Consider the following 13,745-nt stretch of genomic DNA (forward strand, 5'->3'; position numbering starts at 1 on the left):
CCAAGAAATAGTACGAAGAAAAACAACATAAAGAGGGGCTAAGGAAGGGATGTCTTACTCAGTGGGACGTTTCCCGATATCCTCCCTTCCTCTTCGGTACAAAATACCTACTTTCGGGTATTGTAGGCATCTCGTTAAATCCATACCTTTGCACTCTCATCCCTACTAAGATATTAAAAACAAAAATAAAAAAAGAATACGATATTGCAAAGGCTTTATTTCCTATTTGTCTACGCGGCACTATTGTTGGCGGTTGTGCCGGCAACAGCGCAAGTGACAGTGAGGGCGCGAGTCCTCGACCAAGAGACGGGCGAACCTCTCTCCGGCGCTTGGGTGAGGCTGACGGGCAATGCACGAAAGGCCACGGTGACGGATGCCGAAGGCTATTTCACGCTCAAGAGCGACACCACAGCTGTGGAAGTGGGCATATCCTTCTTAGGTTATAAGGAACTGAAAGCGAGGTTGAGCAATCATGCAGTCTATCGGCTTTCTCCCTCTGCTGCACTGCTGAAGGAAGTCGTGGTGACTGCCACGGAGCGCCGAGGCTTGACCTCCTCGTCGGTCATCGGGAAGCAGGCCATGCAGCACTTGCAGCCTTCGAGCTTCACCGACTTGATGGAATTGCTGCCGGGCGGGATGGCCAAAGACCCGAGCCTGACCACGCCCAATATCATCAAGCTGCGCGAAGTGGGGCGACCTTCCGGCAAATACAACACTTCCTCGCTGGGCACGAGCTTTGTCGTCGATGGAGCACCGCTGTCGACCAATGCCAACATGCAGTTTATGAACGGTGCGTGGGACAGCAAGACGACCTATCGCGACTTCACTAACTCGGGAGTGGACATGCGCTCCATTTCGACCGACGATGTGGAGCAAGTAGAGGTGGTGCGCGGCATTCCCGGTGTGGAGTATGGTGACTTGACGAGCGGACTGGTGAAAATCAAACGCCGCCGTGGCGGGCACGACCTGCAAGCACGCTTCAAAGCCGACATGGAAAGCAAACTTCTGCACGTGGCCAAGGGAGTGGAGTGGGGCAGACAGCGGTGGACGCTCAATCTCAGCGCCGACTGGCTGAATGCCAACGGCGACCCGCGCAATTTGCTGGAAACCTATCAGCGCTTGTCGTTCTCGGCCAGAGGCGGACATCGCCGGGAGACCTCACGCCGACAATGGGACGCTGCGCTCAACCTCGACTATTCGGGCTCGTTTGACGACGACAAGATTGACCCCGAACTCAACTACGGTGGGGTCGATGCCTACCGGAGCGACCGCAACCGATGGGCAGCGAGCTTCACCTTGCGGCAGACAAGCCGCCGCGAAACGGACTGGTGGCGCTCGGCGGAATTGCTGGCATCGGTCAACTTCGAGAAAGACTTGCTCGACCGCCAACGCCTGGTGCAGATTGACCACGGACAGCCCGCCGCTGTGACGAAGGAGGAAGGCGAAAGCCGGGCGGTGCTCATCTATCCCTACAAGTACACCGGGCGGCATCGCGTGGACGGCCGTCCGCTCGGCATCTTTATGAAAGCGCAAGCCGACTTCTCCCTGCCCACATCGTGGATGAGCAACCGCCTGAAGATCGGTGCCGACTGGCAGTTGGACAAGAATTTGGGCAAGGGGCAACTCTTCGACCCACTCTTTCCGCTCTATCCCGGGCTCTCCACCCGCCAGCGCAAATACAGCGACATGCCTGCCGAAGTGCAGTTGTCGAGTTTTGCCGAAGCCGACCTCACGCTGCCCATCGGCCGCCAGCAGTTGCAGCTGGTGGCCGGAGTGCGCAATGCAGCGATGACGAACCTCGACAGCCGCTACGACTTGCAGCGGAAAGTCTACCTCGACCCACGTCTCAACATCGGTTGGAGTCTGCCGTCGATGGGCGTGGGCGGTGCACCGTTGAACCTTCAAATCCGCGGTGGATGGGGGCGGCACACCAAGATGCCCACCATCGACCAGCTCTATCCCGAACTCCTATATATAGATATGGTCGAGATGAACTATTGGCACGAACAGCGCGAACTCCGCTCGGTGTGGTTGCAGACCTACATCAAAGACCCAACCAACTATCGCTTGCAGGCGGCCCGCAACAGCAAGTGGGAAGTGAGTCTCGATGCTTCGTGGTTGGGACATCGGTTCACGGTGACCTACTTTGAAGAAGACATGAAGTCAGGTTTTCGGAATATGAGCGACTATCGTCCCTACGCCTATAAGTGGTACGACACGTCGGGCATCGGCCACAGCAGCCTCACCGCAGCGCCCGACCCCGCGAACCTCCCCTACGAGGTGCGGCACGTGCTGCGCAGCACGGGGCAGACCGGCAACGGAAGCCGCACACTCAAGCGGGGCGTGGAGTACACCTACGCTTCGCCGCGCTGGACGACACTCGCCACCCGTCTCACCGTGACGGGAGCGTGGATGAAGTCGCAGTATCAAAACTCGATGGTTGTGCAGGAGCACGTGTCGCGCCGTGTGGATGGCCGCGAACTGGAATTGGTGGGTTTCTACAACGACGATGACGGCTACATCCGCGAAATGTGGAACACCAACTTCACCTTCGACACCGATGTACCGCGGCTTGCTCTCGGCTTTTCGCTCTCAGCGCAGTGCATGTGGTACACCGCACAGCAGCACATGCACAAGGAGGTGAAGCCCATCCGCTACATGACGGCCGACGGCAGTGTCCATTCCTTCACAGAAGCCGATGCCAAGGACCGCGAGCGCCAGTTTCTCGTCCGCACCTACAACAGTAGCATCGAGCAGCGCCAAATCATCCCTTTCTACATGAACCTCAACCTGAAAGTGACCAAGCGTCTCCTGCGCAACCGGCTGATGACGGCGCTCTTCGTCAACAAAATCTTCGACCTCCACCCCGACTACAAACGCAACAACTATACGACCCGACGGTACGTAACGCCCTACTTCGGGCTTGAACTTAATTTCAATCTCTAATTCAAACTCCAAACTTTATGAACAACATCTTTACCCGTTTGGCCCTCTGTGCCATCACGACTATGGCAGCGAGCACTGCTGCCTACGCTTTCGACTTCCGGAGCGGCAACGTCTTCTACAACATCACCGGCGAGAAAACCGTCGAAGTGACCTACGCCACCACCGACTACAACTCCTACGCCGGCAACATCACCCTGCCCGCCAAGGTGACCAACGGCGGCAAAACCTACGACGTGACGGCCATCGGCACGAAAGCCTTCTTCGGCTCGAAGAGCGTCAGCAACGTCCGCATTCCCTCCTCCGTCAAGTACATCAATGAGGAATCCTTCAAGGGATGCGCCAACCTCCTGACCGCCTACATGGCCGAGCCTGCCGAACTGGAGCAGACATCCTTCGACTTTGCCAACGTCACCCTCTATGTGCCCGAACTCATGAAGGCCGGTTTTGAGAACGAAGACTACTACCACCGATTCAAGGCCATCGTCGAAACCAAGGAGTTCGACCTCCCCGTGGGCTCGAAAGGCTTCGTCATCAGCGAAATCTTCTTCACCGGCACCACGACGCCCCAAGGCAAGCAGTACAGCGACGACCAGTACATCAAAGTCGGCAACAACAGCGACCAAACGCTCTATCTCGACGGTTATGCCTTGGCTGAATCTGCGTTCCTTTCCACCGACAAGCAAGACTACACGCCCAACATCATGGCCGACACCACCACCATCGACGCCATCTACGCCTTCCCCGGCAGCGGCACCGACTATCCCGTAGCCCCCGGTGAGGAAGTACTCATTGCCGTCAATGCCATCAACCACAAGGAGATCAACCCTAAGTCGTTCGACCTATCTAAGGCCAAATTTGAATTCTACGACGAGTCCTCCAACCCCAGTTTCCAAGACTCCGACAACCCCAACGTAGACAACATGGTCAACTGGTACGACTACAGCCGAACTTACTGGGCCATGCACAACCGCGGATTTAAGTCCTACCTCCTCGCCAAGCCCGAAGTTGGCAAGGACGACTACGTGAGCAACTTCAAGTACAACTACACCTGGACCTTCACCTTCGGAGGCAAGTCCTACCCCATGGACGGCGACGGCTACAAGCTCCCCAACGCTTGGATTGTCGATGCCGTAGGTCTCAGCATCGCTTCCGACTGGGAATGGAACGTCCTCGCCCCCACTCTCGACGCCGGCTGGGCACACTGCGGCAGCGTGGACCACGACAAGTCGCGCTACGGCCTTGCCGTCATCCGCAAGAAGAGCGACAGCGGCAAGTGGATGGACACCAACAACTCCACCGAAGACTTCCTCTCCGACGCCGAAGCCTCGATGCTCAAAGCGCCCACCGCCATCGACAGCATCGCGCGCAACAGCAGCAAGGAAACGAAGATCTACCGCCTCGATGGTGTGCGCGTCAATGACACCAACACCCCCGGCATCTACATCATCAACGGCCGCAAGGTGATGAAGTAAAAAAAGCGCCCCTTCGGTCCGATCCGCTCAAATATGAGATCATTTTCGGCAAAATATGACATCATATTTCGACGAAAATGACGCCATCTTCAAGCCAATATGACGCCCCCTTCCAAGAGGCAGGATATCATGGTCGGAAAAATATGGCGGCATATTTTCCGATACCCCTCTCAAAGCGACTCAGACCGACACGGGACACGCCCCCGATATGACTCTCACGAAACCCTTTTTCAAACTCATAGTATGCCTCTGGCTCACGACTGCTTTTGTCGGTTGTGAGCCGGAGCATCACTATGAAGTACTGACTTCTGCGCGCGTCACGCTCGCCGCCCCCGACAACATCCGACTCTTGCAAGTCGCGGGCACCGTGTCGATGCAGTCGCTCACCAATAAGTTCACCTGGACCGAAAAGCAATGGGACAGCATCAGTGTGGCCTTCCCACAAGTGCTCCGCGGCCCCTACAACATCACCGCCGACGGCAAAGTGGCCGTGAGCATCAACGGCGGTCGGCGTCGAGTCTACCGCTTTCGCGCTGCCAACAGCTACGTGGAAGTGCTCGACCGACCCACCGAAGTGAAACTCGACATACAGCTTTTCAAATGACCACACGCCACCTCTACCTCGCCTCCTGCGTCCTCGCCCTCCTACCTTCGACCGCAGCCGCGGCCGACCGCCCCCTCCCCCAGGACTCCGCAACGGCTCGCAACACCGCAGCCGCTGAGCACTACGTCCTTTCCATCCGAACACTCAACGCTTGGTGGCAGAACCCCGCGCTCCAATTCGATGCTTACACCGGCACCTACGGACGGCTCGGTCTCTATGCCGACCTGCAGCGGGAAGAGCAGGCTTTTGTCATGCAGGAAGGCAACGCCCGCCGGCACCTCGGCCTTCGGGCAGCAAGCTATCGGCGGCTCAACGGCAGCCCCGACACCCCGAACAGCCGAGAGCGCACCGCCATCGTAGTGTGGGGTGAAGCCTCCTACCGCCGCGGACTTCGGGAGCAGGTGCGCTGGAACGCCTCGGCCGACTGGTCCGCCGTCCGACCCTATGTCCTGGCCGACACTCTCGGCGGCGACCGACACACTGAGCGCTATGCCTTCCAAGGCGGATGCGCTACACGTCTGGGCAGTTGGACCCTCGGCGAAGCCATCGACTTTCGTGCTGAACACGAATGGAGCACCCGTGACCCTCGGATGCGTAGCATCGTGACCGACCTGAGCGCCCGCCTCGGCCTCGGCCGGCAAATGCTCCGCCACGAGCTGGCCCTCGGCGGCACACTTCGCCTCTACAAGCAGACCAACTCCGTCGACTTCTACCGCGAAGAAGGGAAAATCCCCGAATACCAAATGACAGGCTTGGGCAACTGGTACGAACGATTTTCAGGCACCAATAACAGCGCCTACTACCAAGCCACTGGTACAAGCATCGACCTCGGGCTGCGACCACTATGCCGGCGCACCGGTCTTTTGTGTTCTGCCGCCTACGAATATATCCCCTACCGCCGCATCCTCTCGTCCCTCAACGCCCTTCCCATCAGCCGACTCTACGTGACCCGATGGCACACCCGAATTGGCTGGAAAGGGCAGGCCGTCAAAGACCTCGCCGACTTTCGCCTCTGGTGCGGCATCGACAACGAGAAGCGCCGCGGCGACGAAATCATCGGTGGCGAGTCCATAGCCGACCAATATGCCGTGCGGGGCTACCTCACGATGTACCACAACCGCATCACCGACCTCCACCTCGGCGCCCTTTTTCACCTTTCCCTCACGCCCCGCGACGCCCTCTCCCTCCACCTCCAAGGCGGTCGCCTCCGCTACACCTCTTCCTACGCCTACCCCCACAGCGCCCTCGACTACCGGCGCAACTACCTCGATGCCGCCCTCCAATGGCAGACCGTGGGATCACGCTACCTGCTGATTCTCGATGTCGCCTGTCGCCACAGCCGCAATGTGTCGGGAGTTTTCGTCTCAACGCCCGATGCCTCCTACACTTCGCCACTCAAGAAGGACGTGGCCGAAGCCCGCCGACGGATGACGGAGCAAGTGGCCACCCAAACCCTCGCCTCCTACACCGAACTCTCTTGCGGCTTCCACTCCGAGTGGCAACCCCGCTTCATGGGCAGCAACATGGGCTGGTTTGCCGAAGCCCGAGCCGCCTACCGCCGCAACGATGCCGCAGGCGGCAACAACGGCTGTGCCCTCCACACGTCCATCGGCCTCACCTTCTGAGCCCGACCGACACCGCTTTACCCCGCATCTCATCAATCTCAACCCAACCCCTATGAAGAAATTGCTCTTAGGACTGGCCGTCGCAACGGCCGCACTCAACGCCCCGGCACAACTGCCACACGACCCCGCCATCCGGACCGGACGCCTCGCCAACGGACTGACCTATTACATCCGGCAGAACCGCCAGACGCCCAACGTGGCCGACTTCTACATCGCTCAACGCGTGGGCTCCATCCTCGAAGAGCCCCGTCAGAGAGGACTTGCCCACTTTCTCGAACACATGGCCTTCAACGGCACCGAGCACTTCCCCGGTGCTGAGAAGGGCGGCCTGCGGGAGTGGTGCGAGCGCAAGGGCATCAAGTTCGGTGCCAACCTCAACGCCTACACCAGTGTCGACGAGACGGTCTACAACATCTCCTCCGCTCCGGTCGACAAGGCCGGCGTGACCGACACCTGCCTGCTCATCCTCCACGACTGGAGCCACTCGCTTCTGCTCCGCGACGAGGAAATCGACAAGGAGCGCGGCGTCATCCACGAGGAGTGGCGCACCCGCCGCTCGGGCATGGCGATGCAGCGGCTCATGGAAGAGGCACAGCCCGTCATCTATCGTGGCACGAAGTACGAGGACTGCCTGCCCATCGGTTCGATGGATGTGGTCGACCACTTCCCCTACCAGGATCTGCGTGACTACTACCAGAAGTGGTATCGCCCCGACTTGCAGGCCATCATCGTGGTGGGCGACATTGATGTCGACCGCATCGAACAGAAGATTAAGGACCTCTTCTCGCCCATCCCTATGCCGGCCAACCCTGCCGAGCGCGTCTACTATCCCGTTCCAGACAACGAGCGGATGATTCTCTTTCAGAAGCAGGACGCCGAACAGCCCATCACCCTCTTCACCCTCTACATGAAGCGCGAGGCCACACCGCGGGAGCAGCGCAACACCGAAGCCTACTATCGTGACGGCTACCTCTCCGACATCGTGCGACAGGTGATGAACGACCGCTTGCAGGAACTCACCGAGCAGGCCGATGCCCCCTTCATCTCGGCTTCCCTGCGCGACGGGCAATTCTTCCTCTCCGCCACCAAAGATGCCACGAGCGGTTTTGCCGGTTGTAAGCAAGAGGACGTGCTGGGCGGCATCACGGCACTGGCAGCGGCCATGGAGCGCGCCCGCCAACATGGTTTCACCCAAAGCGAAGTGGACCGCGCCAAGCTGGAGCTCCTCCGTGGCATGGAGAACGACTATGCCGAACGCCACAAGGAGCGCAACGGCAAGTATGTGCGCCAATGCCTGCACCACTTCACCGACGGCGAACCGATGCTTTCGGCCGAACAGGAGTTGCAGCTCGTCAAGCGTTTGGACAAAAGCGTCACCCTCGCCGAGGTCAACGCCATGCTGCGCGAGATGATCAGCAACAAGAACCAAGTCGCCACCCTCTACGGCCCCGACAAAGACGGCTTCAAACTCCCCACCAACGAGCAAATCGAGCAGGCCATTCTCGCTGCGCAATCCCGGCAGTACGAAGCCCCCAAGGAGGAGGTCGTGCCCACTCACTTGATGCCCCGCCTGCCCAAGAAGGGGAGCATTGTCTCGGAAAAAGAGGTGAGCAACGGCTATCGTGAGTTCGTCCTCTCCAACGGGATGCACGTCTATGCCCGCCACACCGACTTCAAGGCCGACCACATCTCGATGTCAATCTTCTCCCCAGGCGGCAAAAACGTCTATCCCGACAGCGACATCCCCTCCATGCAATACCTTGGGTCGGTCATCGGCAGTTCGGGCGTGGCCGACTTCAGCCAGCGCACCCTTGAGAAGATGCTGGCCGGCAAACAGGTGAGCGTGAGCCCTTACCTCAACGACGAAACCGAAGGTATGCGCGGTTCGAGCAGCGTGAAGGACTTTGAGACCCTCCTCCAGCTCACCCACCTCTACTTCACCGCCCCACGCCGTGACGAGGAAGTGTTCCGCAGCTTGATGAACCGCCAGGCCGCCTTCCTCACCAACCGCGATGCCAGTCCCGGCGTGCAGTACAACGACTCGGTCGTGAGCATCCTCTACGGCAATCACCCCCGCCAGACTCCCGTCAAGAAGGAAGACCTCGACAAGGTGAACCTCAACCGCATCCTGCAAATCTACACCGAGCGCTTCGCCAATGCTGCCGACTTCAAGGTCATCTTCACCGGAAGCCTCGACCTCAAGCAGCTCCGTCCCTTGCTCTGCCGCTACCTCGCCTCACTGCCCTCCAGCGGCACCCACGAGCAGCTCACCGACCGCGGGGTCAACATCCGTCCCGCCAACGAGCGCCACGTCTTCTCCAAAAAACTGGCCACCCCCTCCGCCCTCACCAACATCTTCCTCACCGCCCCCATCCCCTACACCATCGACAACGACTTGCGCCTCGACGTCCTCTGCCAGCTCATGCGCATGGTCTACACCGAGAAGGTGCGCGAGGAAAAAGGCGGCACCTACGGCGTGAGCATCAGCGGGACGATGACGCAGTTTCCCACCGCCGAGGCCCTCGTCCGCATCAACTTCCGCACCGACCCGGGCAAATACACCGACCTGCTGCCCATCATCTACGAGCAACTCTATGCCATGGCGGCCAACGGTCCTTCGGAGAAAGACCTCCAGAAGGTGAAAGAATATGAGCTCAAGACCTACGGCCAAGTGGTGATGATGAACGACTATTGGGAGCAGGTGAAGTACAAAGAACTTCGCTACGGCCTCAACTTCGATCACGACTATCGTAACCGCGTCCGGGCGCTCACCACCGAAGACATCCGTCTCCTCTGCCGCAGCCTTTTGGAAAGCAACCGCTGCATTCAGGTCACGATGCTGCCCGAGTAGTAGATCCTTCGCCCACCTTCGCTCTTTCAAGAGCCACTCTTTTGCTTCAAGGCTCCCCTGCACTTTCCGGATGCAGGGGAGCCTTGCTTTTTGATGCTGCTGTCGTTTTTGGGCAAAAGAGATGTCAGTTTCTCTCAAAAAGGGACGTCCCTTTCTCTCAAAAAGAACGTCCCTTTCGTCAGGAGGGGGTGCAGCTCTACTTTTTCTTGGTCGGCGCAACACGGAGTTTGTAGCTCACGTAGAGCATGATGTAGCGGGGGAGGAAGAGGCGAGCGTACCTTTCGGTCCGACCTTGCGCATCGACCGTGGCATAGTCCCAACGGCGGGAGTTGAAGAGGTCTTCCACGTGAAGGGAGAAGGTGAGCCGGTCTTTGAGGAATGACTTCCGCACGATGAGGTTGGATTGAAAAGTGGTGCGGTTGAGCGACGCGTCGGCAAAGCCTTCCTGACGTTGGATGCGGAGTTGGGGATGACAGCGCATCTTCCACGGCAGCGGGAAGTAAGCGTAAAAGCCCGCGGTGTAAGTGCGCAAGGACATCGGGTCGAAGCCCGGGCGGTCGCTGTAGGCTCTGCGCCAGTTGGCATCGAGGTAGACGCTGAGACCGAACTTCTCCCCCCAGTTGCTCAGTTCTGCCGAGGCGCCCCACATGTGGTTGCGCACGGTGGAGGGTACGGCCGTGAGGTGGGCGGCATCGCTGTTGAGGTCGCGGCTGTGGAGGAAGTTGTAGGCGCCGCGGAACTCGACGTTCCAGTTCTTGGCCGAGTCGAGCGGCACTTCAATCCCGCTCTGTGCGTTCCACTCATAGTTGCCCTCGATGTTCTCCGGACGGTAGGTGCGCACACCGGTGGTGCGGTCGTAGACAGAACTCATGGCGACGGCGTGGGCCAGGTGTTTGTAGTCGCCGTAAAGGTTCCAGACGAGACCGCTCTTTCGCCAAACGTTGCGATAACGGACCTTCATCGTCTGGGTGTGGGCGTTGCGGAGGCCGGGGTTGCCGAGGAAGATGTTGAGCGGGTCGGCGGCATCACGGATGGGGAGGAGGTGCATCAGGTCGGGCGCCGTGCTCTCAGAGAGGTAGTTGAGCACGAGTTGGGTGCGCTCCCCATCGCGGTCGTCCGGACTGAGGTTCCAAATCCAGGCGAGCTCTGGACTGAAGAGGGTGGTGTTGTGCTCCGGCATGTAGATCGCAGCGTTGCGATGATAGTAGAGGCGGCGCACCTGACGCTGAAGAGGGAGTTTGGCGGTGAACTTCATCCAGGTGTGGTTGGGCAGGCGCAGGCGGTGCATCCAGTCGGCACCGGCGCCGGCCGTGTTCTCGTGGAGCGTGCTGTTCCGGCTGTTCTCGGCGTCGAGCGCCAACTGTTGCCAACCGGCCATCGAGGGGAGCGTGCCCAAGGCCTCGGGCGAACCCACACCCCAGCCGGCGAGGCGCTCAAGGCGGTAGCAGGGATTCTCGTTGCCCTTGTAGTCGCGGCTAAACTCAGCGTAAGAAGCCAGTTGCCCATCGGCACCATCGCCTTTGAGGTACTTCCAGAGGTAGTGGGCTTTCGTCAAGAAGTGATACTTCCGCTCGCTTTCGTCGTCGAGGGTGTTGCGGTAGTCAACCGGGGCGGAGGGCGTGTTGTAGTAGCGCAGATCGTTGTGGGCGTAGCGCTTCTGCTGGTAGGATTCGTGCACGAACTCTCCGCTCAGCGTGAGCAGATGCGGGTCTTTGCCAAAGGCGGCCGAAGCCTTTGCCGTGTGGGTGAGTTCGTCCTTCTGCTCCAGACTTTCGAGGCGGCGGAGGTGGCGGAGCAGTCCCATGGCAGCAAAGCGGTTGGGCGTGCGTTCGAGACTGTCGAGGGCGTTTCGGCCGATGCGCACATCAGGGTCGGCGGTGAGGGTGGAAAAGCGGTCGGTGCCGTCTTTGCGGTGGTCGTTGTAGCCGATGGTGTAGTCGAAGGTGTAGTGCTGCCCCTTCTGTGGGCGAAGACTGAGGGCCACGTTGCCTTGGAAACCTGTGGTGCGTCGGGTGGTGGTTTGATCGGCGAGGTGAAAGAGGCTTCCGTTGTCGAGGAAGCGCTCCTGCTTCTGGCCGTTAGCCGTCTGAGCGTGCTGCCATTTGAAGACGCCATAGGTCGAGAACTTCAAGCGGTCGTTCGGCTCGAAGGTGTAGGCCGTCTTCACGCTCTTGTAGCGATAAAGCCCGTTGCCTTGCATGAGCCACACCGTGCCGTCCTCGCCCGTGCCCTCTCGTTCGGCATTGGTGTTGTTCAGGTCAGCGTTGAGCGTGAAGCTTTGTCGATCGTCGAAGCGCATGCCGTAGAGCCAATAGGCGTAGCGGTCCTTCGTGCCTTGCGCGGCTTCGGGGCGGATCATCCATGTGCTGAGGTACTCGCGCTTGAGCTTCACGTCCATCACGAACGCCTTGTCGCCCAGGTCTGTGCCCATCGTCTTGGAGGCTTCCCCCTCCTTGCTGTAGAACTTCAGTTTGTCGACCACATAGGAGGGAAGGTTCTTCAGCGCCTCTTTTGGGTTGCCCTTGAAGAAGTCCTTCCCACTCAACAGGATGCTTTCCACGAAGCGACCGTTGGCATAAAGACTGCCGTTGCGCAACTCCACGCCCGGCAATCGCTTCACCAGGTCTTCAAGCATCGCGCTTTCCTCCATGTGGAAAGCGTCGGCGTTGTAGACCAGCGTGTCGCCTTGGTAGAACATCTTGAGTTTCGTCCCGCGGGCCACGGCCTCGCCCAGCTGTTGTCGGGCCTTGCCCATCCACATTTCGCCCACGTCGTGGTAGCGATTGCGGCGACGGAAAGCCACCAGCACTTCGCGCTCCACCGTCTCGTAGCCTTCGTGGGCGAGCACCAGGCGGTAGTGCCCTTCGTCGGGGACGTGCAGGCGGAATATCGCCCCCTGCTTCTTGTCGTCCTCTTCCCAAAGGGCCCATTGGTTGACCCGCACGTCTTTCTTTTGCAACTCACTATGTGTGGAGTCTACAAGGGTGCTGTCGGGGCGGAAGAGCGAGACTTTCACTCCGGAAAGTCCCTCTTCGGAAAACATGTCTTTGATGCTCCCCGTCACGAAGCCCGGCTTCTGTGCGGAGAGAGTGCCCACCATCAGAGAGAGTAGGAGGGCGAGAAGAAAGCGCAACGATGTTGTGTTCATGGAGGTTGGAGATTTAGGTAAATAAAGGTCGGGCATCGACGCCCGAGAGGTGTGCAAAGGGTGGGGCAGGCGACCTGCCCTTCATCGCGAAGAGGGCGTAGTGCCGTCCCAGAGGCTGCCCTGATGCGTGCCGCGACGGACAAACTCACGCTCCACAAGGGTGGTGAACTCGTGGTTCTTCAGTCCCCAGTCCGGCGCCAAGAGAAGAGCTTTGGGTGAAAAGGACGTGAACCGCTCCACGACCAAGTCGGGGCGGAGACGCTCCAAGAGGTCGACCACCAGCGCGGCATAGGCTTCGGCAGAATAGAGGTGGAAGTCGCTCCGAAAGGAAGGGTCGGCCGCCGCCTTCTCTTGCTGTTCTACAAACTCCCGCGCCATGGCCGTGCCGCGCACAATCTGGAGCTGGTGGAGCTTGAGCGTGTCGAGGGGCAGGCGGTTGATGTCGGCGGCTTGGGCGGCTGTGAAGTCGGCACTCTCGCCCGGAAGTCCCAAGATGAAGTGCGCTCCCACCGGCAGACCCCGAGCTGCGGTGCGCCAGATGGCGTCGGCCGCCGTGGCAAAGTCGTGTCCTCGGTTGATGCGGCGCAGACTGGCATCGGAGGTCGACTCCACACCATATTCTATCAAGACAAACGCCCGCTGCTGCAATTGGGCAAAATAGTCGAGCAATTCCTCGCTCACGCAGTCCGGGCGAGTACCGATCACGAGCCCGACCACGTCCGGAACGGCGAGCGCCTCTTCATAGAGCTGCATGAGCCGCGTGAGTTCGCCGTAGGTGTTGGTGTAGGCCTGAAAGTAGGCCAGGTATTTCATCTCCACTCCGCTCACTGTTTCAGTCTGGCCCCGCTTGGCCGCGCGCTTCTGCTGCGCACGGCGGAAGAAGGTCTTCCCCCTTTCCAACTGCTCCCGCACGCTTTCGCTCGTGGCACAATAGTCCGGATTGAAAGTCTGGTTGTTGCAGTAGGTGCAGCCGCCTCGTCCGAGAGTGCCGTCACGGTTGGGGCAGGTAAATCCGGCGTTGACGGAAATCTTTTGCACCTTGTGGTCGAAGTGTCGGGAGAGGAAGGCCGAAAGTGGGGTATAGTGAGCCATAGAGAAG

General features: G+C 59.5%; 7 protein-coding genes. 5 read left to right on the plus strand and 2 right to left on the minus strand.

The annotated features are described in order from the left end of the window. The first annotated feature begins 204 nt into the window (after positions 1-204). The 5 genes from H8527_RS09075 to H8527_RS09095 all read left to right on the plus strand — a co-directional run bounded on the left by H8527_RS09075 (position 205) and on the right by H8527_RS09095 (position 9,498). Positions 205-2,946, plus strand: a complete 2,742-nt coding sequence (locus H8527_RS09075) for a TonB-dependent receptor (RefSeq protein ID WP_187547561.1) — start codon at positions 205-207, stop codon at positions 2,944-2,946. A 17-nt stretch (positions 2,947-2,963) separates the two neighbouring features. Continuing rightward, positions 2,964-4,418, plus strand: coding sequence for a DUF4876 domain-containing protein (locus H8527_RS09080; RefSeq protein ID WP_187547563.1), 1,455 nt, complete (start codon positions 2,964-2,966; stop codon positions 4,416-4,418). Positions 4,419-4,626: 208 nt separating this feature from the next. Continuing rightward, complete coding sequence (locus H8527_RS09085) at positions 4,627-5,022, plus strand: hypothetical protein (RefSeq protein WP_187547565.1); 396 nt, start codon at positions 4,627-4,629, stop codon at positions 5,020-5,022. Beyond that, positions 5,019-6,647 carry a DUF6850 family outer membrane beta-barrel protein gene (locus tag H8527_RS09090; protein ID WP_187547567.1) on the plus strand — a complete coding sequence of 543 codons (1,629 nt, stop codon included), beginning with the start codon at positions 5,019-5,021 and terminating at the stop codon, positions 6,645-6,647. Before H8527_RS09085 ends, H8527_RS09090 begins: the two co-directional genes overlap by 4 nt. Before the next feature lie 52 nt (positions 6,648-6,699). After that, positions 6,700-9,498: a pitrilysin family protein gene (locus tag H8527_RS09095; RefSeq protein ID WP_187547614.1), complete on the plus strand. Its 2,799-nt coding sequence runs from the start codon at positions 6,700-6,702 to the stop codon at positions 9,496-9,498. Positions 9,499-9,694: 196 nt separating this feature from the next. Here H8527_RS09095 and H8527_RS09100 read toward each other — a convergent pair whose 3' ends face one another. Beyond that, complete coding sequence (locus H8527_RS09100; protein WP_187547568.1) at positions 9,695-12,646, minus strand: outer membrane beta-barrel protein; 2,952 nt, start codon at positions 12,644-12,646, stop codon at positions 9,695-9,697. Positions 12,647-12,727: 81 nt separating this feature from the next. Then, complete coding sequence (locus tag H8527_RS09105) at positions 12,728-13,738, minus strand: TIGR01212 family radical SAM protein (protein WP_187547570.1); 1,011 nt, start codon at positions 13,736-13,738, stop codon at positions 12,728-12,730. Positions 13,739-13,745 lie beyond the last annotated feature (7 nt).

It is taken from the genome of Alloprevotella sp. Lung230 (assembly GCF_014385435.1).
Taxonomy (GTDB): domain Bacteria; phylum Bacteroidota; class Bacteroidia; order Bacteroidales; family Bacteroidaceae; genus Alloprevotella.